Below are 22,191 nucleotides of genomic sequence, written 5' to 3' on the forward strand. Positions count from 1 at the left end.
ATGGTTCCAGCAGAATACGTAGGCTTGTGGCGCCGCCGAGGCATCTGGCGCAGCAACGGCAGCAGCGACTTGACCACGCAGGTGTGGTGGTTCCAGGCCGAGCGCTATCACATCGACCTGCGCATTCCGCTCGACCGCGTCGGCATCAACGGCTTCGCCGGCGAGACCGTGGTGGAAGGCGAGCGCTGCACCTGGCATCCCACCATCGCCTACCCCTCCGTCAGCGGCGAGCTCGACGCGGGCTGGATGCGCTTCGACGATGCCGACCACATCCACGAAACCGGCCTCGACAACAGCTACGAAGAAGACTGGTACCGCGAACCATCCGGCGCCATGCATGGCCTGCGGCTGCAAGCTCCACACAGCGATGAGCTGGCCTATCTGCTGATCAGCGACAGCTGGATGGCCTGGGCCTGCGGCAGCCCAAGCGGCGCCTGCGAGATCACCATCTACCGACGCGAACAGCAGCAATGGATCGCCATCGCCTCCAACCTGGCCACGACCATGCCAGCGACCGCACTCAACAAGAAAGACGCGCTGCAATGGCAGCCGGGCCAACTGGTCGAAGTACCCATGAAGCCGCGTGCGACCTGGCGCGTTTAGCTCCGGCTACCAGCACGGTACATCACCAATCCGGCGGCATGATCGATGCGCAGCAGCTCTGGGCGTAGCGGCAAGTCGGCTGGCAACGTAAGATCCCAGGCCAGGCCTGCGCGGCGCATGACGCATAGCACCCACCAGCCGGGGTCCCACTCGCCGGCATGCAAGCCCAAACGCGCAGACCCTGGAAACGCATGATGGTTGTTATGCCAGCACTCCCCCATCGTCAATAGCGAAGTCAGGCGGATGTTGTGGCCTTGCACGGCCGCGCCTTGCACTTCGTAATGCATCTGCCCGTGGTTGTGGGCGAAGTAGCCGATCAACCAGTGGCCAAATACGCCGGCGCTGACTCGCGCGCAGGTGCCGAAGAACACGAACGACCAGCCGCCCCAGAAAAATAGCAGCACCGCCACCGGCAGTTGCTGAAGCATCCAGGTCCGCTCCAGAAATCGATAGAAACGGTCATCGGCGATGCGCGCTTCGATGCGGACGTTCGGCTCGTCCACCAAGCGCAGTTCGCAATTCAGTTGCCACCATGCGTCCACCCATGCCGAGCGGCCATGACGCAGATAGTCGTGGCAGTCCGGCAAGCGCTGCGCGTAGTCGCGCAGTTCGTGCTGGCGCAGCAAACCCAGCGGCCCGGCCAGCCCGACCTGCACACCAAGATAGACCAGCAGATATTCCAGCCATTTCGGGCACTGATAACTATCGTGTATCAACTTGCGATGGCTGCCCAGGGAGTGGCCGAAAAGCAGCACGATGGCGGTAGACACCAGAAACAGGAAGAGGCCAGCCATCGAAAAGGTCACGTACCCGCCGATCAGCGCAGCGGCAGCCATGCCCAGAAACCACAACGACTTCAACGGCGCATAGTGCACCTCTCCAGCCACTACGCTGCTGGCGGCGGCGGCACGTACACGATGTTGCTCGATGCTGGAAAACGGATGGGACATGCTGCAACTCCTTTCGGCAATACGCGGATCAGGTAGCTTTCTTCTTGCCCAGCGCACGCGATTCGCGCTTCAATTTGCTGCCCACAGGGCAGACTTCCAACGCATAACCAGTCAGGGTATTCACCAGGCTGTCGGCATTCAGCTTGTAGAGCACAAACTGTCCCTTGCGCTCGCTGGTGACGAGGCCGGCATTCTCGAGTATCGACAGATGACGCGAAATCGCCGGCGCGCTCATCTCAAAGCGCGTTGCCAGTTCAGAGGTCGACAGCTCAAGCTCCGACAGATACGCCAGGATTTGCCGCCGTGGTTTGGAGGCCAACGCCTCGAATACGCGATCCAGTTCCATTGATTAACCAATTAACGAATAAGTTAATATTTAAATCCATTTCGGGCGGCATGTCCACTACTTTTGGCAAGATCAAGGATCGCGTCCACGTCCTATACTAAAATCACACAAAGACATCAGATTGTGGAGCCGCCCATGTCACCAGCCAAACAACGCGTCATCCTTCGCGTAGTGGTTCCTGAATCGAATAAACAGTAGACGCCGCGCCCGCGATCACACGCTTCCTGGCGATCAATAAAAAACGGGACCATCAAGGTCCCGTCTTTGTTGGTGCCGCTGAAGATTACTCGCTGATGGCGACAGGTTTTTAGGCCTGCTTGGCGGCGCGGCGGCGGGCCACGCAGGCCAGGAGCGCCAAACCGCCCAGCAGCATTGCGCCGGTGGTCGGCTCCGGCACTGGCGACTTGATTTCAGCGTAGTCGATCGTCAGCGCGGTGTCGTAGATGCTTGCCGCCGCCTGCGATGTCGGCCCCCATTTGCCGTCCGCGCTCTGAACAACGTAGGCCCAGACCCAGCCATTCAGCGCGAGGTCGAACGAGTTGCCATAATTGATCGCACCGAACTGCGAGCGGAAGGTGTAACCGCCATCGAGGGATTTGTCGCTCAGCAGGACGCGGTTGCCGCCTTCCGCGCCGGTGACGTTCCAGCGCAGGTCCAGGCTGTTGTCGGCAAAGCCCGGTTGCTCGCCCGGCTGCCAATACGAGTGGTGCATCCCATTCGCCACGCCGGAGAACGTCAGGTTGCTGATCCGGTAGCCGTCGTGGACATCGATGTGGAAGACGCTGTAATGGTAGGCGTTGGCCTCGTTCTCCAGCGTGCCGTTCGGCCCGGCGTACGCGTTGCTGAGTTGTCGGTTCAGGGTGTTCATGGCGAACGTGGCCGAGCCGGCCGTCGTGTCCATCAAGCCGATATTCCACTGCGAGGGTTTGGAACCGTCCACATACGAAATGCTAAACGCCGGCGTGTCGATGAAGGTGCTGGCCTGGGCGAAAGAAGCGACCGCCATCAAGGCGCTCAAAGTCAGTTTTGGAATGATGTTCTGCATATTGTTCTCCTTACGAACTCCGGCCGCAAGGCGAATGCAGCAGCGTAACCGGAAGCTCAACCGGAAATCGTAGCGCTTGCCGATGGAATGAACAATATGGTCAACCCGTCACTTTTCCGCGCCATCGGCGTGCTGTGACCAAAAACGGGGCAATACCCCCTGCGCATTAACATAGCGTCGCGCGAATTGATATGCGCAGTTTGGACTGTGGCGCAAATGCCATCGTTGCGGTCGAAAAGTCTGCCGCGAAAACAAAAACGGGACCATCCAGGTCCCGTTTTTGTTGTGCCGCAGAAGATTACTCGGCGGTGGCGGCAGCTTTTTTAGGCGCCGCTTTCTTCGCCGGCGCCTTCTTGGCCGCCGGCTTTTTAACTGCGGCGGCTTTGGCCGGAGCCTTCGCCGCTGCAGCCTTCTTGGCCGGCGCTTTCTTCGCTGGCGCCGCGCCTTCGGCCGCACCGTCCGCGCCTTCGTCCGCTACCACGGCCGCTTTGCCCTTGGCGGGTGCTTTGGCCTTGCGCTCTTCGAACTCGAAGCTGATCTTGCCATCCTTGCCCTTGGTCAGGAAGGCCTTGAACGGACGACGGGTGCGCTGCGAAACAAAGCCCGGCAACAGATCGGTCTTGCCTTCGTTGAGCAGCTTGGCCATCTGCTCCGGCAAAATCTCCTGCTGCAGGATGATGCGGCCGCTGCGGAAGTCGCACGTCTTCGGCTTGGCGACGCTGTTTTCGCAAACATACGCCAGACCCATCTCGTACACGCCACCGGTGCACTTCGGGCAAGGGCCCAGGGCGGTCTGGCCGGTGAAGTCGACCGGTTCCGCATCTTCCGAATCGTCGTTCTGGCCGAAGTCGAACTCCAGCTTGAAGTTCTTGATCTCCTCGTCGCGCACGATGCGCAGGATGGCCGCGAACGGACGCCCCATCTTCGAGCGGAAGCCTTGCAGCGGGCCGATGGTCCGGTCCTTCAGCAACTGCTCCACTTCCTCGATTTCAAACTGGCGGCTGCCCGGCGTTTTGCTCATCGAGAAATCGCACTTGGTGCAGGCGAAGCGGCGATAGTTTTCCTTGACCACACTGCCGCAATTCGGGCACGGCGTGTGCAGCGTATGATAATCGCCCGGGATCGTATCGTTGTCGTATTCCTTGGCGCGCTTGACGATAACCTGCGTCATCTGGGCGATCTCACGCATGAACTCTTCACGCGAGATCTTGCCCTTCTCCATCTGCGACAGCTTGTATTCCCACTCGCCGGTCAACTCCGGCGCGGTCAGTTCGTTCACGCCCAGGCCGCGCAGCAGCGTCATCAGCTGGAACGCTTTCGCGGTCGGCATCAGCTCGCGGCCTTCGCGCAGCAGGTAGCGCTCGGTCAGCAGACCCTCAATGGTGGCGGCGCGCGTTGCCGGCGTGCCCAGGCCCTTGCCGGCCATCGCGTCGCGCAGCTCGTCGTCCTCGACCAGCTTGCCCGCGCCTTCCATGGCCGACAGCAGCGTCGCTTCCGTGTAGCGTGCGGGCGGCTTGGTGACCAGGCCGTTGGCGTTGACGCCGTCGGTGAGCACCTTCTCGCCCTTGGCGACCGGCACCAGGTTGCCGTTGGCGTTGCCTTCCTTGTCGTCGTCGGTCGACGCTTCCTTGCCGTAGATCGCCAGCCAGCCCGGATTGGTCATGACCTTGCCCTCGGTCTTGAACTGATGGCCGGCCACTTCGGTGTAGCGGGTGGTGACCTGGAACTCGGCGGGCGGGAAGAACACCGCCATGAAGCGGCGCGTGACCAGGTCGTACAGCTTCTGTTCCGGCTCGGACAGGTTCTTCGGCGCGATGGTGGTCGGAATGATCGCGAAGTGATCCGAGATCTTGGTGTTGTCGAAGATGCGCTTGTTCGGCTTGACCCACTTCTTGTCCAGGATCTGCTTGGCGAACTGGTGATAGTTCGGATTTTCCTTGACCACTTCCAGCGCCTGCATCACGGTCGGCATGTAGTCTTCCGGCAGGTGGCGCGAATCGGTACGCGGGTAGGTCAGCACCTTGTGCTTCTCGTACAGCGCCTGCGCCAGGCCCAGCGTGTTCTTGGCCGAGAAGCCGAAGCGCGAGTTGGCCTCGCGCTGCAGGCTGGTCAGGTCGAACAGCGCGGGCGCCATCGACGTGGTCGGCTTGGCTTCCTCGGTGACGTTGCCCTGCTTGCCGCGCACGGCCAGCGCGATGGAGTCGGCCGCGGCCTTGCTCCACAGGCGCTCGGCGCGCTTCTCGGGGTCGGTCTCGTCCTTCTTGAACTTGGTGTCCAGCCAGCGGCCTTCGTAGACGCCGGCAGCGCAGACGAACTCGGCGCGCACTTCCCAGAAGTCGCGCGCCACGAATTTCTTGATCTTTTCCTCGCGCTCGACCACGATCGACAGCGTCGGCGTCTGCACGCGGCCGACGGTGGTCAGGTAGAAGCCGCCCTCTTTCGAGTTGAACGCGGTCATCGCGCGGGTGCCGTTGATGCCGATCAGCCAGTCCGCCTCGGAGCGGCAGCGGGCCGCGTCGGCCAGCGGCATCATGTCCTCGTCGCTGCGCAGGTGGGTGAAGCCTTCGCGGATCGCGCCCGGCGTCATCGATTGCAGCCACAGCCGCTTGACCGGCTGCTTGGCCTTGGCGTTCTGCGCGATCAAACGGAAAATCAGCTCGCCTTCGCGGCCCGCGTCACATGCGTTGATCAGGGTGGTGACGTCTTTGCGCTTGATGAGCTTGTTGAGCACCTTGAGGCGGGCCTCGGTCTTGGCGATCGGGTTCAGCGCGAAGTACGGCGGAATCATCGGCAGGTGGGCAAAGCTCCACTTGCCGCGCTTGACGTCGTGCTCTTCCGGCACGGCGATCTCCAGCAAGTGACCGACGGCGGAGGACAGCACGTACTCGTCGGATTCAAAGTACTCATCGTGCTTGGTGAAGCCGCCAAGCGTCTTCGCGATGTCGTTCGCGACAGAAGGCTTCTCGGCGATGATGAGGGTTTTGGTCATATTTTGTATCTCGTTTTTTAACACTTTGGGTGGGTGCAGCATGCGCATCATACATGGATCGCGTCGCAGTCTGCACTTTTGCGGCGCCGAAGGCAAGGCCGGCACGTGACAGTCTTGTCAAAGCGCAAATGATAAGCGCCTTGCCGGCCACACCGCAAGCAAACAGCGCAATACGGCCGCAATACGGCGTATCGCACGACCGATTGTTGCGTAAATAGTTACTTTGGAGGAAGTGCAGCCCTGCGGCCGCATATATATTAGTGCAACAGGCGGGGCGCCTGGTCTTCATCGGAACCGAACAGGTCATCGAACATCAGCGCGTCCGGCTCCTTGCCTTGGCTCCAGAGCAACATCAGCACGATGACCTTGAGCTTGCCCAGCGACACCGGCGCCTCTTCCAGCGCCAGCGCCCGCTCGATGACGATTTCGCGCTGCAGCGGCGTGAGCACCTTGGCCGACTCCAGGAACTGGATGAAGCCGATGGCGGCCGAACCGAGCACGTCCTGCTCCTCGTCCACGTAGAAACGGGTGCCGGTGGAGGCGGCGGTCAGCGTGTGTTCCACGCCGGCCATCGCGGTCAGGTCGTTGAGCCAGACCAGCGCCTCGGAAATCTCGACATCGTCAAAACCGACCGCCGACAGTTTCTTGGCCAGTGCCGCCGGTTCAGGGCAGGCATCGGGACGGTAGTAGGTCTCGTAGAGATAAACAAGGATGTCGAACATGGCTCTACTCTATCAGCTAAAACAGATCGCGCACAAGTGCCGCACAGATCGCCTTTTTTTCAGGCAATCATCCTCGCAAACGCTGGAACATGCCGCCCGGCAAACGCTCGACCAGGCCGGCCAGTTCCAGCGCCAGCAACTGCCCCTGCAGCTCGGCGGCGGACTGGTTCAGGCGCAGCGCCAGCAGGTCGGGCGCGGCCGGATGCTCGCCCAGCGCGGCCAGCACGCGGTCGACGAAGGTGTCGTCCAGCAATGGCCGGCAGCCGGGCGCGCCGGGCGTCAGCCGGCCCAGGTCGGTCAGGATGTCGGCCGCCGATTCGACCAGCTTGGCGCCATCCTCGCGGATCAGCTTATGGCAACCCTTGGCCAGCGTGGCGTGGATGGAACCGGGTATGGCGAACAACTCCTTGCCCTGCTCTCCCGCCAGTTTCGCCGTGATCAGCGAGCCGGACTTGGCTGCCGCCTCGACCACCAGCACGCCGCTCGCCAGCCCGCTGATCACGCGGTTGCGGCGCGGGAAGTTGTCGCGCAGCGGCGGCGTGCCGAGCGCGTATTCGCTGACGATGCAGCCCTCCTCGGCGATGCGGCGCGCCAGCGCCTTGTTGCGGGCCGGATAGATGCGGTCGGCCCCGGTGCCGATGACGGCGATGGTGCTGCCCGGCCCGTTCAAGCCGCCGGTGTGGGCCGCCGCGTCGATGCCCAGCGCCAAGCCGGAGACGATGGTCAGCCCCGCCTCGGACAGCGCCTGCGCCATGCGCTCGGCGTTCAGCGCGCCCTGCGCGCTGGCATTGCGCGCGCCCACCACGGCCAGCGACGGCCGCGCCAGCAACTCGGCCCGGCCCTTGATGTACAACAACAGCGGAGCTGCGGCGATGTGGCGCAGCGTTTCGGGATAATCGGGATGATCGTAGCTCAGCAAGAGATTGCCCGGCTGCTGCTGCCAAGCCAGCGTGGCGTCCACCAGCGCCGCAAGCTCAGCGGACGGCGCCTGCAGCAGCGCGTCGGCCTGCGCGGGCTTGACCTCTCCCAGCAAGGCCTCGCGCCCGGCGCTGAACACCGCTTCCGGCGTGGCGAAGCGCTCCAGCAGCCGGTGCGCGCTGACCAGGCCGACGCCGTCCGTCATCTGCAAGCGCAGCCAGCCGGCCAGCGCGGCGGCGCTGACTGGCTGGGACGGGGTGTTGGGGGTATCCGTGGCTTGCACGGCGCGGCTCACTCCGGCGACTTGGCGACGTCGCCCACTTCCACCGGCGCCGACACCTGCATGATCAAGCCGTAGGAAATATGCTTAAACACGCGGAAGATAAACAAGCTGCCCACTTCCTCGTCCGGCAGCTTGACCTGCTGTTCGCGCATGCCCAGCCAGCTCTTGGCGGCCGTGGTGTCGCTGACAGTCTTCCCCGCATGGTACAACTGCAGCACGGAGCCGATGTCGAGTCCATCAAGCTTTCCGCGATTAATGCTGACCACCTGGTTCTGGCCGGCGTGCGTGACGCCGCCGTAAATGGCCACCACCCGCGCGCCCACCTTCTGCTCGGGCGGATGCGGCACGTAGTTCTGCATCGGCATCGGCGGAATCGCGCGCAGCTGGTCGCCCTTGCCCATCTCCTCCTTGGCGCTGGCGACCACGAAGGTGTGGACGTCGCTGCCGCTGCCGGGCTGGGCCTCGGCCTGCAATTTCAATGTGCCAAGATAAAACGCCTCGTAGCCGATCACGGCCTTGGTGACCGGATCCTTCAGCGGGCTGCCGGGACGGAACACCTGGAACGAGCTGCCGCCCTTGAGGTCGCCTCGCACATAGGCCTTGTCGTCCTTGCCCAGGAACACGTGCCCGTCCTGCGTGGCCACCACGCGCGGCGCACCGGCCAGCTCGTCGTTTTCGATGATCAGCGGCTGGGTCAGGAAGGGTTCGATCACGCCGGCCGGGATGGACGTCACGGCGTCCTTGCCCAGGCCCTCGGTGCGCAGCTGCGGCTTCAGGCGCAGGTTGGAGGCGCTGTTGCCGCCGTCGCCGGCGTCGATCCGGTTGCCCAGGCGCAGACGGCCGGCGGCGCGGTCGAACCAGATGATCTGTCCCGGATAGATCCAGTGCGGATTGGCGATTTCCTCGCGGTTCATGCCCCAGACAGTGGGCCAGCACCACGGGCGTTCCAGGAAGCGGCCGGAAATATCCCACAGCGTATCGCCCTTGACCACCTGGTGCTGGTCCGGCGCGTCGGCGCGGAATTCACATTTAAGCGGCTCGGCGGAGGCCGCCGTCCAGCCCGAAAAAAGCGCCGCCAATACTAAGCGGGTGCCGACTGTGCTAAAATTTTTCATTAGTAGATCCAGTAAATGCGCAAACGGCTGCGCAGGCACACCCTAGCAAGAAGCGCCCTATCGACGGAAAAGGCTTGCTAAATTGAATCAAATTCTGCCCATAAAACCCTGAACTAGCAAGAGAAACCGCGCAACGGTAGCCGGCGCGGTTGTTGCGTTTTTGATCGGGAAAATGACGGCGGCGACGCCCACGGCGCGGCGCGCGTTATCAAGGCATACACTTAGTTTTCACATAGTTATCAACACAGTCACAGCATATGGCCATCTTAAATATTTTGCGTTACCCCGATCCGCGCCTGCATAAAGTCGCCAAGCCAGTCACCGTCTTCGACGCCAAGCTGGAGCAGCTGGTGGCCGACATGGCCGAGACCATGTACGAGGCGCCCGGCATCGGCCTGGCCGCGTCGCAGGTCGACGTGCACGAGCAGCTGGTCGTGATTGACATCTCCGAGACCAAGGACGCGCTGGTCGCCTACATCAATCCGGAAATCATCTGGGCCAGCGAAGAGAAGCAGGTCTACGACGAAGGCTGTCTGTCGGTGCCGGGCATCTACGACGGCGTCGAACGCCACGCCCAGATCAAGGTGCGCGCGCTGGACGTCAAGGGCCAGCCGTTCGAAGTGGAAGCGGACGGCCTGCTGGCGGTCTGCATCCAGCACGAGATGGATCATCTGCTGGGCAAGGTCTTCGTCGAATACCTGTCGCCGTTGAAGCGCAACCGCATCAAGGCCAAGCTGGTCAAGGAAGAGCGCGGCATGGCGCGCGAAGCACAGCTGCGCGCCGCCGGCCGCCGCTTCTAAGCCAGACAGGGAAACCGCATGAAAGTCATCTTCGCCGGCACGCCGGAATTTGCCGCAGTCGCGCTGCAGGCCCTGCACGAGGCAGGCTTTGAGATTCCGCTGGTGCTGACCCAGCCGGACCGCCCGGCCGGACGCGGCATGCACCTGCAACCGTCGGCCGTCAAGCAGTACGCGCTGGCGCAGGGCATCGAGGTGCTGCAGCCGCTGTCGCTGCGCACCGACAGCAAAGACCCGGTGCGCGCCGAGCAGGCGAAGGAAGCGCATGCGCGCCTGCTGTCCACGCCGTACGACGTGATGGTGGTGGCGGCCTATGGCCTGATCCTGCCGCGCTCCACGCTGGACATCAAGCCCTGCCTGAACATCCACGGTTCGCTGCTGCCGCGCTGGCGCGGCGCCGCGCCGATCCACCGCGCCATCGAGGCAGGCGACAGCGAAACCGGCATCACCATCATGGAGATGGAAGAAGGCCTGGACACCGGCCCGATGCTGCTGATCGAACGCATCGCCATCGGCGCGCAGGACACCACCGGCATCGTGCACGACAAGCTGGCCGCCCTGGGCGGCAAGATGATCGTCGAAGCGCTGCGCAGGATGCAGCACGGCCAGCTGGAAGCCGTGCCGCAGCCGGAAGCGGGCGTCTGCTACGCCGCCAAGATCAGCAAGGAAGAAGCGGCGCTGGACTTCACGCAATCGGCGGTGGAGATCGGCCGCAAGATCCGCGCCTTCAATCCCTTCCCCGGCGCGCATGGCACGGTCAACGGCGTCAACGTCAAGCTGTGGGGCGCCGAAGTGCTGGAAGCCGACAGCAAGGCGCCTGCCGGCCAGGTGCTGGCCGCCGATGCGCAGCATGGCATCGTGATCTCGTGCGGCAGCGGTTCGCTGCGCCTGACCGAGCTGCAGAAGCCGGGCGGCAAACGCCTGCCGGCGGCGGAATTCATCAAAGGCTTCCCGCTCGAAGGCTTGAGCTTCGCCTGATCAATCAGCCCACGCTGCGAGGTAAGCGATGAAAATGGAATTCTGGTTCGACTTCGCCAGCAACTACAGCTACCTGAGCGTGATGCGTATCCGCGAGCTGGCGCCGGACGGCGTGGTGTGGCGCCCCTTCCTGCTCGGCCCCATCTTCAAGGACGCCGGCTGGAACAACTCGCCCTTCGTTCTGCAAAAGGACAAAGGCGCCTACGTGTGGCAGGACATGCCGCGCCAGTGCGCCAAGTACGGCCTGCCGTGGCGGCAACCGTCCACCTTCCCACGCAACTCGCTGCTGGCCGCGCGCATCGGCATCCTGTGCGAAGCGCAGCCGTGGATGACCGACTTCTGCGAACGCACCATGCTGGCCAACTTCGCCGAGAACCGCGACATCGGCAGCGAACCATGCATGACTGAGATATTGGCCGCGCTGGGCCAGGACGCCGCAGCCATCCTGCGCGCCGCGCAATCGGACGAGAACAAGGCCAGGCTGCGCGAACGCACCGAACAGGCCAAGGCCCGCCACATCTTCGGCGCGCCCACCTTCCTGGTCGGCGACGCCATGTTCTGGGGGAACGACCGGCTGGACGACGCGCTGGCGATGTCGCTCAGTTCACCGCAAAGTTCTTCCGGCATGGCGCGCTGACGCTGTCGTCCTCCAGCAGCACGCGCAGCGCCAGCAAGTCGCTGTGCTGCTGCGCCAGCGTGGCCTGCTGCTCCTCGATCTCGCGCAGGCGGATCTCCGTCAGCGCCAGCGTCTTCGTTTTCGAACACTGCCCGCTTTCCGTGAACATGCCACGGATGATATCGAGCGAGAATCCCAGCCGCTTCGACGCCTGGATCATATACAGCCTCTCGGTGGCACTGCTGGCGTACTCGCGATAACCGCCGGCGGTGCGCGAGATCGGCGACAGCAAGCCCTGCTCCTCATAAAACCGGATTGTGGACGTTGTCAGGCCGGTTTTCCGGGCCAGTTCACCTATTTTCATTTTTGTCTTGACTCTCAAGTTAGCTTGAAACTTATTATAGATCGGTACTCCAGAGCTTGCTGGCTGGGGGCGCATTCACGATTTAACACTTGGAGTCCCACATGACCGAAGTAATTGACAAACTGAACTGGCGCTACGCCACCAAGAAGTTCGACCCCGCCAAGAAGGTGACCGACGAAAAGCTGGAACGCATCCTGGAAGCGATCCGCCTGGCGCCGACCTCCAGCGGCCTGCAGCCGTTCGAAGTCTTCGTCATCACCAACCCGGAGATCCGCGCCAAGATCCAGGCGGTGGGCTGGAACCAGTCGCAGATCAGCGAGAGCTCGCACCTGCTGGTGTTCGCGGCATGGGACAACATCACCGCCGACCGCGTCAACATGATGTTCGACCTGACCAACGAGCAGCGCGGCTTCATCAACGAAGGCTGGGAGGCCTATCGCAAGCAGCTGCTGGGCATCGTGGCCGCGCGCACCGAGCAGGCCAACTTCGACGCCGCCGCGCGCCAGGCGTACATCGCGCTGGGCGTGGCGATGGTGGCCGCCGCGTTTGAAGGCGTGGACGCCACTCCGATGGAAGGCTTCGATCCGGCCGCCGTCGACGAGATCCTGTCGCTGAAAGAGCGCAACCTGCGCAGCGTGGTGCTGCTGCCGATCGGCTACCGCCAGGCGGAAGGCGATTGGCTGGTCAACCTGAAGAAGGTGCGCCGTTCGCGCCCGAATCTGATCACCGAAATCGCTTAATCTCGCAGCGATATCACCTGGTCGCCCTCGCCCGGCTTGCAGCCTGCGGCGACGGGCGTCCAGCCGCGATGGATGACGATCCGCTCATCGTCGTGGCATAGCTCGACGCGCGTGCTGGCCGGATAGCGCTGATGCACAAACGCCTCCACCGTCGAGGGCAGGCTGACGCGCAGCTGCATGGCCGAGCGGTCCTCGTCCGGATGATCGTCCAGATGCAGCAGCGGCACGAAGTGCGACGCCAGCATCAAAAAGCGCGAGCCCACCTGCACCGGTTGCGGCGTGTAGCGCTCATCGCGCAGCCAGGCCTGGGCGCGTTCGCGCAGGTCGTCGCCGTCGGGCAGATCGCCCCAGCCGGCGGCCAGCATCTCCATCACCCACTGATTGCAATTCTGGTAGCGCACGCTGAACGCGTAGGCGCTGGCGCTGTATTTGGCCGCCAGCAGATGCTGCACGCGCGGGCCGTCGAGCAGCGCTGGCCGCAGCGGCGCGATCGCCTCGGCCGGCAATCGCACGATGGAGACATAGCCCAGCGCCGGATCGTCGGTGCCGAGCGCGAATCCGGCCAAGCCCTGGTCGAAGATGCGGGGACGGCTTTCATCGCAGGCATAGTACAGCTGGCGCGCGGACCAGGCGCCGGTGTCCGAACGCCACGCCAGCGCGGCATGCGAATAGCGGATATCGAAGCGCGACAAGTCCAGGCCGGAGCGGCTGACCAGCGCCACGCCGTCGCCGACGTCCGCCAGTTCCTCGCGCAGCACGGCGGCAAAGCGCAGCAGCCGGTCTTGCTCGGCGGCGGTCAGCGGCTGGCCGCGGTCGCAGAAGCGCGAAGCGCCCGACGAACCACCAGCCTGCGCCGCCCCCGCCGCGCACAGCGCCGCGCAGGTCAGCGCGACCAGCGCCAGCGCGCGGGCTGGCTTCAAAGAGAGACCGGACGCGATGCCAGCTCGCCGTACCACTCGTCGGCCAGCACCAGGTAGAACGGCTGGTGCGTATCGCCGCGACCGAACTCGATGCCGTAGGCGCGGTTCTGCGCATACATCGCGTCGCCGACGGCCAGGCGCTGCTTGTCGAAGGTGACCTGCGGCAGGTCCAGCACCACGCGCTGCTGCGGATCGTTGGCCTGCATTGTCACGCGGGTGCGGTCGGCGCGGTCCGGCGTGGCGGCGATCTGGATGATGCGGTATTCGCCGTCGGCGACCTTGCGCTTGTCGCCGCCAGAGCTGTTGCTCGAACCGTTCAGCGAATCGGAAATGCTGCCGCTGGACGCGGAACCGGCGCTCGACGCCGAGGAGACGAAACTGTCGGCGTTAGCCTGCAGGGCCAGGCCCAGCGCGCCGACGGCGGCGATCAGGCGGAGTGGGAGGGAAATGCGCATTGGATGTCCTCAATTTTTCAAACGGCAAGTATAGATGTTTTCAATTGAACGCGGCGAGCAGCTCGTCCGCGCCGTTCCGTATGCCGGCCTTGGACGCGTCCATCGTGCCCAGGCTGGCCGAGATGTTCATCGGACTCGGATACTGCTTGGCGATGTAGGCGCTCACCAGCAGGTTGGTGCTGGCGTCGTACAGCTCCACCGCGTAGCTCACCGATCCCGTGAACGCGCCCTCCTTGCCCCGGATGCTCTGGACGATGTTGTACGGGCCGCCGACCAGGTCGAAGCGCGAGACGGTGCTGAGGAAGCGCGTGCTGGATTTGGCGCCGGTCAGCGTCAGCTTCAGGCGCAGCGTTTTCCAGCCCGCGTCCCTGCTGATGCGCAGGCGGTTGCGCAGCCGCGATTCGAACTCGCCCTGCATGTAAGCGGCCAGCATGGCCTTCTCGTCGTCCGTCACCTCTTCGAACTGGCTGTCCTGGCCGCGATAGACCTGCACCGGATCGATGATGATGCTTGAATAATCGCGCAGCGTGACGGCCGTCGAATAGCTGTAGGGAACGCGCCCGGTCTTGTCGCCGGCGTTGGGACGCAGCTGCTCGGCGGACGCCAGTCCTCCATATGGCACCGGCTGGGTGGTGGCACAACCGGCGATGGCGCCGCACAGGACGAGGACGAGCGGAAGCTGCATTTTGAGCGATGAGTGCATGGCGAGACCTTATTTGAGGGGGAAGAAGGCGGGCGTCCAAGATTTTCATAACTGAACACATGAGTACAGTATTGAATGATCAGCCACTACTGTCAAGCGTGTTTTGCGCATAAAATGTACGACGGAGTTCAGATATGGAGCATGAATGAAGGTACGTACCGAGGCGCGTCGCCAGGCCATCGTCGAGGCAGCCGATGCGCTGTTTCAGGAGGCAGGCTACGAAGGCGCGACGATGAGCGAGGTGGCGAAGCGTTGGGGAGGATCGAAGGTCACGCTGTACGGCTACTTCCCGTCCAAGGAGGCGCTGTTCATGGCGGTGGTGGAGTCCTGCGCCACCGGCCACCTTGCCGACGCGACACGGGAACTGTCGACCGCGCCGATGAGTCTGGCCGGGCTGGAGGCGGCGCTGGAGCATTTCGGCGTGCGGATGCTGGGCGTGCTGGCCAACGACAAGAGCGCGCTGGCGGTGTACCGCATGGTGGTGGCCGAAGCGGGCCGCTCCGACGTCGGGCAACTGTTCTACAACGCCGGCCCCAGGACTTCGGTGGAAACGCTGGCCGCGGTGCTGTCGGGCGCCATGGAACGGGGCGACATCCGCCGGGCCGATCCGCAGGTGACCGCGCAGCAGTTCCTGGCGCTGCTGACGGCGGAAGCCGACGTGCGCCTATACCAGCGCAACCCGCCGCCGCTGTCGCCGCAAGAAATCCGCGCGATGGTCAAGCGCGCCACCGAAATGTTCTTCGCCGGCGCGACGCCGAGACCTACGCCGGCAGGTTGAAAAGCGACTCGTCGCAAATCCGCGACTCGCGCGGCAGCACCAGGCGGCTTTGACGCACTTGCCGGTTCCAGTCGTGGTTGGCGCGCTCCAGGTCGGCGCAGTAGTAGCTGCGGCCATGGTCCAGGTGCAGGCTGACCAGCGTATGCCGCGCACGCACGCCGCGCACGCCGATGTGGTTCAACCGCAGTCCCATGTTCAGGTCGCCGCCTCCGTAAGCCATCCGCTCGTCGAAACCGCCCACCGCCAGCACATCGTCGCGCCAGGCGCAGCTGTTGGAGCCGCTGAAGGCGTCGCGCTGCGTGAGCAGGTCCAGCGCGCGCGCCAGCCAGCGGTTGCGGATCAGCCGGTTCGCGCTCTTGCTGAAACCCGGTATCGCGCGCAGGTGACGGTAATCGAACAGGCTCTGGTCGCGCACCGCCTCCAGCAGGTCGTGCCGCAGGTGGTAGGCTTCCGGGATGCTGACATGGCTGCCGCCCGACAGGAATATCCCCCGCCGTATCAGCCGCACAAAGTTGGCCACGTAGTCGTCGCGCGGGATACAGTCGCCGTCGGTGAACAGCAGCAGGTCGCCGCTGGCGGCCAGCACCGCGCGGTTGAGGGCCCGGTACTTGCCGAAGCCGCGCTGCTCCTGGTTCTGGTACAGCAGCGGGATGGTCCAGCCTCGCCGCCGCACCGCCTCCAGCGCGGCGCCAATCGCGGGATCGCGCCCGTCCTGCGCGATGATGATCTGATCGGGCCTGCGGCTTTGCATGGCGTAGCCGGTCAGCACGCATTCGAGCTCGCGGCCTTTGCGGTGCGCCGAGATTATGACGGTGATTTTCATCGTGGCGCGCGGTGAATGGAGGGGAGTCCATTCTCGCGGCCCCATGTTGCAGGCGGATTGCGCACTGTAGCGCCCCGGTATCGCTGTGTGTCGCAATGCTGCGCGATGTAAAAACAAGCAAATTTGGCAGATTGTTGCTGCGCTGAGGCGGTCCGCTGAAGCAAGTTCCGCGATGCCGTATAATTTTAGGCCGCCAGCCATCCCCGGCGCGCTCGCCCATGATCTCAGAAAGTAACAAATGAACAACAACGTGTCCCGCCCCGTCATGTCCAAGACCGATGCCCAGCTGCGCGAGATCCTCGCGCGCCGCATCATGATCCTCGACGGCGCGATGGGCACCATCATCCAACAGTACAAGCTCGATGAAACCGCGTATCGCGGCGGCCCCAACGGCCGGTTCATCGATTTCGCCGCCCCCGTCGATTCCGGCGCGCGCGAGCTGTTCGTCAAGGGGAACAACGAGCTGCTGACGCTGACCCAGCCGCAAGTGATCCAGGAAATCCACGAGCGCTACCTGGCCGGCGGCGCCGACCTGATCGAGACCAACACCTTCGGCGCCACCACCATCGCGCAGGACGACTATCACATGGGCCACCTGGCCTACGAGATGAACGTGCAAGCGGCCAAGCTGGCGCGCGCCGCCTGCGACAAGTACAGCAGCGCCGACAAGCCGCGCTTCGTCGCCGGCGCGCTCGGACCGACGCCAAAAACCGCGTCGATCTCGCCGGACGTGAACGACCCGGCCGCCCGCAACATCACCTTCGACCAGCTGGTCGAGGCCTACCACCAGCAGACCAAGGGTCTGATCGAAGGCGGCGTCGACGTGCTGCTGGTCGAGACCATCTTCGACACGCTGAACTGCAAGGCCGCGCTGTTCGCCATCGACAAATTCTACGAAGAGAACCCCGGCATGCCGCGCCTGCCGCTGATGATCTCCGGCACCGTGACCGACGCCTCCGGCCGCATCCTGTCCGGCCAGACCGTGCCGGCGTTCTGGAACTCGGTGCGCCACGCCAAGCCGCTGACCATCGGCCTCAATTGCGCGCTGGGCGCGGCGCTGATGCGCCCCTACGCCGAAGAGCTGTCGCAGATCGCCGACACCTTCGTCTGCATCTACCCCAACGCCGGCCTGCCCAACCCGATGAGCGACACCGGCTTCGACGAGCTGCCGGCCGACACCTCCGCGCTGCTGAAGGAGTTCGCCGAGGCGGGCTTCATCAACGTCGCCGGCGGCTGCTGCGGCACCACGCCGGACCACATCAAGGCCATCGGCGAGATCCTCGCCACGGTCAAGCCGCGCACCGTGCCGCACGTGCCGGTGGCGCAGCGTCTGTCCGGCCTGGAGCCGTTCACCATCGACGACGACTCGCTGTTCGTCAACGTCGGCGAGCGCACCAACGTCACCGGCTCCAAGGCCTTCGCGCGCATGATCCTCAACGAGCAGTACGACGAGGCGCTCAGCGTGGCGCGCCAGCAGGTGGAAAACGGCGCCCAGGTCATCGACATCAACATGGACGAGGCGATGCTCGACTCGCAGGCGGCCATGACGCGCTTCCTGAACCTGATCGCCTCCGAACCGGACATCTCGCGCGTGCCCATCATGATCGACTCGTCCAAATGGTCGGTGATCGAGGCGGGCCTGAAGTGCGTGCAGGGCAAGTCCATCGTCAACTCGATCTCGATGAAGGAAGGCGAGGCTGAGTTCATCCGCCAGGCCAAGCTGTGCCTGAGCTACGGTGCCGCCGTCATCGTCATGGCCTTCGACGAAAAAGGCCAGGCCGACACCTTCGAACGCAAGATCGAAATCTGCGAGCGCGCCTATAAGCTGCTGGTGAACACGGTCGGCTTCCCGCCGGAGGACATCATCTTCGACCCGAACATCTTCGCCATCGCCACCGGCATCGAAGAGCACAACAACTACGCGGTGGACTTCATCAACGCCACCCGCTGGATCAAGGACAACCTGCCGCACGCGAAGATCTCGGGCGGCGTGTCGAACGTGTCGTTCTCCTTCCGCGGCAACGACCCGGCGCGCGAAGCGATCCACACCGTGTTCCTGTACCACGCCATCAAGGCCGGCATGACCATGGGTATCGTCAACGCCGGCATGGTGGGCGTGTACGACGACCTGCCGGCCGAGCTGCGCGAGCGCGTCGAGGACGTGGTGCTGAACCGCCGCGACGACGCCACCGAACGCATGATCGACATCGCCGGCACGCTGAAGGCCGGCGCCGGCAAGCAGGACGCGCAGAACCTCGAATGGCGCAACGCCCCGGTCGAGAAGCGCCTGGCGCACGCGCTGGTGCACGGCATCACCCAGTTCATCACCGACGACACGGAAGAGATGCGCCAGCAGGTGCTGGCCGCCAACGGCCGCCCGATCCACGTGATCGAAGGCCCGCTGATGGACGGCATGAACATCGTCGGCGACCTGTTCGGACAGGGCAAGATGTTCCTGCCGCAGGTGGTCAAGTCGGCGCGCGTGATGAAGCAGGCCGTGGCCCACCTGATCCCCTACATCGAGGAAGAGAAGAAGGCCGAGGAGGCGCGCACCGGCATCGTCGCCAAGCCGAAGGGCAAGATCGTCATCGCCACCGTCAAGGGCGACGTGCACGACATCGGCAAGAACATCGTCTCGGTGGTCCTGCAGTGCAATAACTTCGAAGTTGTGAACATGGGCGTGATGGTGCCCTGCTCCGAGATCCTGGCGCGCGCCAAGCTGGAAAACGCCGACATCATCGGCCTTTCCGGCCTGATCACGCCGTCGCTGGAAGAGATGGCCCACGTGGCCAAGGAGATGCAGCGCGACGAGCATTTCCGCATGATGAAGATTCCGCTGCTGATCGGCGGCGCCACCACCAGCCGCGCCCACACCGCCGTCAAGATCGCCCACAACTACGAGGGCCCGGTGGTGTACGTGCCGGACGCGTCGCGTTCGGTGTCGGTGGCGCAGTCGCTGCTCACGCCCGAGAGCCGCCAGCAGTACATCGACGAGATCGAGCAGGACTATGTACGCATCCGCGAGCAGCACGCCAACAAGAAGGCGCTGCCGATGCTGTCGCTGAAGGACGCGCGCGCCAACAAGATGAAGCTGTCGTTCGCGCCGGTCAAGCCGAAGTTCATCGGCCGCCGCGAGTTCAAGAACGTCGACCTGGCCACCATCGCCAAGTACATCGACTGGGGCCCGTTCTTCCAGACCTGGGACTTGGCAGGCCCCTTCCCCGCCATCCTGACCGACGAAGTGGTCGGCGAGGCGGCGACCAAGGTGTACGCCGAAGGCCAGGCGCTGCTGAAAAAGCTGATCGACGGCCGCTGGCTGACCGCCAACGGCGTGGTCTCCCTGCTGCCGGCCAACAGCGTCAACGACGACGACATCGAGATCTACACCGACGACACCCGCAGCACGGTCGACTTCACCTACTACGGCCTGCGCCAGCAGGGCGTCAAGCCGGTGGTGGACGGCGTGCAGCGGCCCAACCAGTGCCTGGCCGACTTCATCGCGCCGAAAGAGTCGGGCATCAAGGACTACATCGGCATGTTCGCCGTGACGGCGGGCCTGGGCATCGAGAAGTACGAGCAGCGCTTCGAGGACGCGCACGACGACTACTCGTCGATCATGCTCAAGTCCCTGGCCGACCGCCTGGCCGAAGCCTTCGCCGAATACCTGCACGAGCGCGTACGCACCGACCTGTGGGGCTATGCCGCCGGCGAGGCGCTGAGCAACGACGACATGATCGCCGAGAAGTATGTCGGCATCCGTCCGGCGCCGGGCTACCCGGCCTGCCCGGAGCATACCGTCAAGCGCGAGATGTTCAACACCATGCAGGCCGAGGAGATCGGCATGGTGTTGACCGAGTCGTACGCGATGTATCCCGGCGCGGCGGTGTCGGGCTTCTACTTCGCGCACCCGGAGTCGAAGTACTTCGTGGTGGGGAAAATCGGCGAGGATCAGCTCAACGACATGGCCGCCCGCCGCAAGGTGGACAAGGCCGAGATGGAGCGCTGGCTGGCGCCCAACCTGTCCTGATTCAGAGTTCGGCCACCGCCATGGTGGCCATCGCGCTGGCTGGCTTCGCCAGCAGCGTGGACTGCGGCGGCAGGCTGGCCTGGAACAATCTCAGGGCCTCCGCCGTCAGCGCCACAAAGGCGTTCTGATGCGCCAGCAACTGCTGCGTCATCCACTGCCAGCCCTCGTCGGTTTCATGCAGCCATACGGTGCCGTCGGGGAAGGCCAATGGAACGGCGTCGGGCGGCGCCTGCACCACGATGCTGCTGCGCGGCCCCCACAGGAAATCCGGCGGCAGTTCGCGCTGCCAGCCGTAGCCGTTCTTGACCGCGTAGACGTGGTTGTGACGGAACGTCAAATCAATCACTTCGCATTCGGCGATCAGGTCGTCGGCCGATTCGATCCAGCAGTGATAGGAGCCGCCGGCCGGATTGGCGAAGGCGTCGTTGTCCATCATGCGCATCAACTGGCCGCCGCCGCAATCGACCGCGGCCAGCCCCGCCACCGGCCGGTACACCCTGCCCAGCACGATGCTGGCCAGGTTCGAGCCGATGACGGCGTAAACGTGGCACAACGAACAATATTGCTCAGGGTAGTACTGACGGATCACCTGGTTCACGCAATGCGCGATCAGCGCTCTGACGGATAACGGCATTAAAAACTCACGAAACGATTTGTATCCTTATGTATCGGATTGTTTCGTGGAAACTTTAATCCAGAGCACTACTTATGATCGCTGAGGAACTTCCAACCGGCGATGCCGCCAAACACGGCCGCGAAGCCCAGTTGCACGGCGATCGGCATCAGCGCGCCTTCCAGGCCCAGGCCGCGCCAGGTGACGGCGTCGAAGCCGTCGATCGCCCAGCGCGTCGGCACCAGCAGCGTCGCCTGCTGCACCCATTCCGGGAAGACGAACGATGGCACCCAGGCGCCGCCCAGCATCACCATGATCAGCGTGACGAAGACGGCGATGCCGCGCGCCGCTTCCGGCGTCTTGCCGAAGGCGGCGATCAGCAGGCCGAACGCCGCCGTCATCAGCGAGAAGCTGGCCGCGATGCCGAGGAAGCCCCCCAGGCTGCCGATCTCGACCTTGAAGATCAGCATGGCGCAGGCGAACATCGCGCACATCAGGCCCATCGCGATGAGGGCGCCGGAAATGGCGCGGCCCCACAGCACCGTGGTCAGCGACACCGGCGCCGCCAGCAGGCGGTTCCAGACGCCGGTGCGGCGCGCCAGCAAAATGCCCACGCCCATGTCGATGCCCATGAACAGGATGAACTGCACGCCCATGCCGGCGAACGAATGCGCGTAGCCGTTGTACTTGGGACCGCTGCTGAGCGCCTGGTCCTGCGTGGTGTAGGGCATGGTCATGCCGACCGGTTCGGCGGCCGGCGCCGGCTTGCCGCTGGCCTTGGCGGCGGCCTCCTTCTCGGCCTCGGCGGCGGCGCGCTGGTCCTGGAACTTCTTCAGGCTGGTGAGGAAATCGCCCAGCTGCGCGTTGTCGGGATTGTTGGCGGTGCTGGCGCGCAGCGCGTCGAGCTGCTTCTCGATGGTCTTGCTGCCCTTGGGGCTCATGACGGCGGCGCTGGTCACCTGCATCACCTGCTGCGTCAGCAGGCCCTTGACCATGGCCAGCACGGTCGATTGCGACGGGTCGTAGTAGACCGGCAGCTGCGGCTTGTTCTTGCCGCCGAATAGCGCGTCGGACGCCTGTTCGCCGAAGCCGTCGGGGATCACCACCGCCACCGGCAGCTTGCCGGCGCGGACCCTGGCCTTGGCGTCGTCGGCGCTCAGCTCGACGATATTGAGCGCGCTGTCGGCTTTCAGGCCGGCCGCGATTTTCTTGCCGCTGTCGGACTGGTCCAGCTGCACCAGGCCGACGTCGATCTTGCTGGTCTTGGCTTCCGAGCCGCCGCCGAACAGCGAACCGAAGAACGCCGCCAGGATGACCGGCATCAGCAGGTGCAGCATCAGCGCGCGCTTGTCGTTGATGTAGAGGATCAGGTCCTTGCGGACCAGGGCGATCAATGCAGTCATGGA

General features: G+C 64.1%; 21 protein-coding genes. 7 read left to right on the forward strand and 14 right to left on the reverse strand.

Annotated elements, in window-relative coordinates:
- A complete protein-coding gene (locus tag HUX88_RS07160) occupies positions 1-603 on the forward strand; it encodes a hypothetical protein (protein ID WP_176361299.1) in 603 nt (200 codons plus the stop codon).
- On the opposite strand, the gene HUX88_RS07165 is transcribed toward HUX88_RS07160, so the two are convergent.
- From HUX88_RS07165 to HUX88_RS07195, 7 genes are all read right to left on the reverse strand, one after another.
- Entirely contained in the window at positions 600-1,553 is a 954-nt protein-coding gene (locus HUX88_RS07165) for an acyl-CoA desaturase (RefSeq protein ID WP_176361300.1), read from the reverse strand. The two genes, HUX88_RS07160 and HUX88_RS07165, sit on opposite strands and share 4 nt — an antisense overlap.
- 28 nt (positions 1,554-1,581) lie before the next feature.
- Positions 1,582-1,899: a metalloregulator ArsR/SmtB family transcription factor gene (locus tag HUX88_RS07170; RefSeq protein ID WP_117012868.1), complete on the reverse strand. Its 318-nt coding sequence runs from the start codon at positions 1,897-1,899 to the stop codon at positions 1,582-1,584.
- A 307-nt stretch (positions 1,900-2,206) separates the two neighbouring features.
- Positions 2,207-2,944, reverse strand: coding sequence for a PEP-CTERM sorting domain-containing protein (locus tag HUX88_RS07175; RefSeq protein WP_176361301.1), 738 nt, complete (start codon positions 2,942-2,944; stop codon positions 2,207-2,209).
- Between the two features lie 298 nt (positions 2,945-3,242).
- Positions 3,243-5,933: a DNA topoisomerase III gene (locus HUX88_RS07180; RefSeq protein ID WP_117012866.1), complete on the reverse strand. Its 2,691-nt coding sequence runs from the start codon at positions 5,931-5,933 to the stop codon at positions 3,243-3,245.
- 257 nt (positions 5,934-6,190) lie between these two features.
- Complete coding sequence (locus HUX88_RS07185; RefSeq protein WP_117012865.1) at positions 6,191-6,655, reverse strand: DUF494 family protein; 465 nt, start codon at positions 6,653-6,655, stop codon at positions 6,191-6,193.
- Positions 6,656-6,722: 67 nt separating this feature from the next.
- Entirely contained in the window at positions 6,723-7,856 is a 1,134-nt protein-coding gene (gene dprA, locus HUX88_RS07190) for a DNA-processing protein DprA (RefSeq protein ID WP_373886756.1), read from the reverse strand.
- Positions 7,857-7,864: 8 nt separating this feature from the next.
- Entirely contained in the window at positions 7,865-8,971 is a 1,107-nt protein-coding gene (locus HUX88_RS07195; RefSeq protein ID WP_117012863.1) for a LysM peptidoglycan-binding domain-containing protein, read from the reverse strand.
- A gap of 257 nt (positions 8,972-9,228) precedes the next feature.
- Here HUX88_RS07195 and def point away from each other — a divergent pair, with 257 nt between their 5' ends.
- The 3 genes from def to HUX88_RS07210 are packed head-to-tail and all read left to right on the forward strand — an operon-like array spanning position 9,229 to position 11,383.
- Positions 9,229-9,771, forward strand: coding sequence for a peptide deformylase (def, locus tag HUX88_RS07200; RefSeq protein ID WP_117012862.1), 543 nt, complete (start codon positions 9,229-9,231; stop codon positions 9,769-9,771).
- Positions 9,772-9,789: 18 nt separating this feature from the next.
- Entirely contained in the window at positions 9,790-10,746 is a 957-nt protein-coding gene (gene fmt / locus HUX88_RS07205) for a methionyl-tRNA formyltransferase (RefSeq protein WP_176361303.1), read from the forward strand.
- 28 nt (positions 10,747-10,774) lie between these two features.
- The gene (locus tag HUX88_RS07210) at positions 10,775-11,383 is read left to right on the forward strand and encodes a 2-hydroxychromene-2-carboxylate isomerase (RefSeq protein WP_176361304.1); all 609 of its coding nucleotides are present in this window, start codon (positions 10,775-10,777) and stop codon (positions 11,381-11,383) included.
- On the opposite strand, the gene HUX88_RS07215 is transcribed toward HUX88_RS07210, so the two are convergent.
- Positions 11,346-11,726: a MerR family transcriptional regulator gene (locus HUX88_RS07215; RefSeq protein WP_176361305.1), complete on the reverse strand. Its 381-nt coding sequence runs from the start codon at positions 11,724-11,726 to the stop codon at positions 11,346-11,348. The genes HUX88_RS07210 and HUX88_RS07215 overlap by 38 nt on opposite strands.
- 101 nt (positions 11,727-11,827) lie before the next feature.
- Here HUX88_RS07215 and HUX88_RS07220 point away from each other — a divergent pair, with 101 nt between their 5' ends.
- Complete coding sequence (locus HUX88_RS07220; protein WP_176361306.1) at positions 11,828-12,466, forward strand: NAD(P)H-dependent oxidoreductase; 639 nt, start codon at positions 11,828-11,830, stop codon at positions 12,464-12,466.
- On the opposite strand, the gene HUX88_RS07225 is transcribed toward HUX88_RS07220, so the two are convergent.
- From HUX88_RS07225 to HUX88_RS07235, 3 genes are read right to left on the reverse strand one after another with little or no spacing between them, the layout of a single operon-like run.
- Positions 12,463-13,386 (reverse strand): DUF2145 domain-containing protein, encoded by a 924-nt coding sequence (locus HUX88_RS07225; protein WP_176361307.1) that lies wholly within the window; start codon positions 13,384-13,386, stop codon positions 12,463-12,465. The genes HUX88_RS07220 and HUX88_RS07225 overlap by 4 nt on opposite strands.
- Positions 13,383-13,841 (reverse strand): hypothetical protein, encoded by a 459-nt coding sequence (locus HUX88_RS07230; protein WP_176361308.1) that lies wholly within the window; start codon positions 13,839-13,841, stop codon positions 13,383-13,385. Before HUX88_RS07230 ends, HUX88_RS07225 begins: the two co-directional genes overlap by 4 nt.
- 40 nt (positions 13,842-13,881) lie before the next feature.
- Positions 13,882-14,544 carry a DUF3313 domain-containing protein gene (locus tag HUX88_RS07235; RefSeq protein WP_176361309.1) on the reverse strand — a complete coding sequence of 221 codons (663 nt, stop codon included), beginning with the start codon at positions 14,542-14,544 and terminating at the stop codon, positions 13,882-13,884.
- Positions 14,545-14,689: 145 nt separating this feature from the next.
- On the opposite strand from HUX88_RS07235, the gene HUX88_RS07240 reads away from it, so the two are divergent.
- A complete protein-coding gene (locus HUX88_RS07240) occupies positions 14,690-15,322 on the forward strand; it encodes a TetR/AcrR family transcriptional regulator (RefSeq protein WP_176361310.1) in 633 nt (210 codons plus the stop codon).
- Here the strand turns inward: HUX88_RS07240 and HUX88_RS07245 are convergent.
- On the reverse strand, positions 15,306-16,145 hold the full coding sequence (locus HUX88_RS07245) for a glycosyltransferase (protein ID WP_176361311.1): 840 nt from the start codon (positions 16,143-16,145) through the stop codon (positions 15,306-15,308). The two genes, HUX88_RS07240 and HUX88_RS07245, sit on opposite strands and share 17 nt — an antisense overlap.
- A gap of 265 nt (positions 16,146-16,410) precedes the next feature.
- Between HUX88_RS07245 and metH the strand changes: the two genes are divergently transcribed.
- Complete coding sequence (gene metH, locus HUX88_RS07250) at positions 16,411-20,172, forward strand: methionine synthase (RefSeq protein ID WP_176361374.1); 3,762 nt, start codon at positions 16,411-16,413, stop codon at positions 20,170-20,172.
- A 1-nt stretch (position 20,173) separates the two neighbouring features.
- Here metH and HUX88_RS07255 read toward each other — a convergent pair whose 3' ends face one another.
- Both HUX88_RS07255 and HUX88_RS07260 read right to left on the reverse strand, forming a co-directional pair.
- The gene (locus tag HUX88_RS07255) at positions 20,174-20,806 is read right to left on the reverse strand and encodes a hypothetical protein (protein WP_147330376.1); all 633 of its coding nucleotides are present in this window, start codon (positions 20,804-20,806) and stop codon (positions 20,174-20,176) included.
- 68 nt (positions 20,807-20,874) lie between these two features.
- Positions 20,875-22,188 (reverse strand): ABC transporter permease, encoded by a 1,314-nt coding sequence (locus HUX88_RS07260; protein ID WP_176361312.1) that lies wholly within the window; start codon positions 22,186-22,188, stop codon positions 20,875-20,877.
- Positions 22,189-22,191: the final 3 nt, after the last annotated feature.

Origin of the sequence: Duganella sp. BJB1802 (genome assembly GCF_013369445.1) — a bacterium.
GTDB classification, from domain to species: Bacteria; Pseudomonadota; Gammaproteobacteria; order Burkholderiales; family Burkholderiaceae_D; genus Rugamonas; species Rugamonas vulcania_A.

What these genes read in the sequence shown, in the direction of transcription:
- HUX88_RS07160 (WP_176361299.1), top strand. Translation starts at nt 1, where the DNA reads ATGGTTCCAGCAGAATACGTAGGCTTGTGGCGCCGCCGAGGCATCTGG.
- HUX88_RS07165 (WP_176361300.1), bottom strand. Translation starts at nt 1,553, where the DNA reads ATGTCCCATCCGTTTTCCAGCATCGAGCAACATCGTGTACGTGCCGCC.
- HUX88_RS07170 (WP_117012868.1), bottom strand. Translation starts at nt 1,899, where the DNA reads ATGGAACTGGATCGCGTATTCGAGGCGTTGGCCTCCAAACCACGGCGG.
- HUX88_RS07175 (WP_176361301.1), bottom strand. Translation starts at nt 2,944, where the DNA reads ATGCAGAACATCATTCCAAAACTGACTTTGAGCGCCTTGATGGCGGTC.
- HUX88_RS07180 (WP_117012866.1), bottom strand. Translation starts at nt 5,933, where the DNA reads ATGACCAAAACCCTCATCATCGCCGAGAAGCCTTCTGTCGCGAACGAC.
- HUX88_RS07185 (WP_117012865.1), bottom strand. Translation starts at nt 6,655, where the DNA reads ATGTTCGACATCCTTGTTTATCTCTACGAGACCTACTACCGTCCCGAT.
- HUX88_RS07195 (WP_117012863.1), bottom strand. Translation starts at nt 8,971, where the DNA reads ATGAAAAATTTTAGCACAGTCGGCACCCGCTTAGTATTGGCGGCGCTT.
- def (WP_117012862.1), top strand. Translation starts at nt 9,229, where the DNA reads ATGGCCATCTTAAATATTTTGCGTTACCCCGATCCGCGCCTGCATAAA.
- fmt (WP_176361303.1), top strand. Translation starts at nt 9,790, where the DNA reads ATGAAAGTCATCTTCGCCGGCACGCCGGAATTTGCCGCAGTCGCGCTG.
- HUX88_RS07210 (WP_176361304.1), top strand. Translation starts at nt 10,775, where the DNA reads ATGAAAATGGAATTCTGGTTCGACTTCGCCAGCAACTACAGCTACCTG.
- HUX88_RS07215 (WP_176361305.1), bottom strand. Translation starts at nt 11,726, where the DNA reads ATGAAAATAGGTGAACTGGCCCGGAAAACCGGCCTGACAACGTCCACA.
- HUX88_RS07220 (WP_176361306.1), top strand. Translation starts at nt 11,828, where the DNA reads ATGACCGAAGTAATTGACAAACTGAACTGGCGCTACGCCACCAAGAAG.
- HUX88_RS07230 (WP_176361308.1), bottom strand. Translation starts at nt 13,841, where the DNA reads ATGCGCATTTCCCTCCCACTCCGCCTGATCGCCGCCGTCGGCGCGCTG.
- HUX88_RS07235 (WP_176361309.1), bottom strand. Translation starts at nt 14,544, where the DNA reads ATGCACTCATCGCTCAAAATGCAGCTTCCGCTCGTCCTCGTCCTGTGC.
- HUX88_RS07240 (WP_176361310.1), top strand. Translation starts at nt 14,690, where the DNA reads ATGAAGGTACGTACCGAGGCGCGTCGCCAGGCCATCGTCGAGGCAGCC.
- HUX88_RS07245 (WP_176361311.1), bottom strand. Translation starts at nt 16,145, where the DNA reads ATGAAAATCACCGTCATAATCTCGGCGCACCGCAAAGGCCGCGAGCTC.
- metH (WP_176361374.1), top strand. Translation starts at nt 16,411, where the DNA reads ATGTCCAAGACCGATGCCCAGCTGCGCGAGATCCTCGCGCGCCGCATC.
- HUX88_RS07255 (WP_147330376.1), bottom strand. Translation starts at nt 20,806, where the DNA reads ATGCCGTTATCCGTCAGAGCGCTGATCGCGCATTGCGTGAACCAGGTG.
- HUX88_RS07260 (WP_176361312.1), bottom strand. Translation starts at nt 22,188, where the DNA reads ATGACTGCATTGATCGCCCTGGTCCGCAAGGACCTGATCCTCTACATC.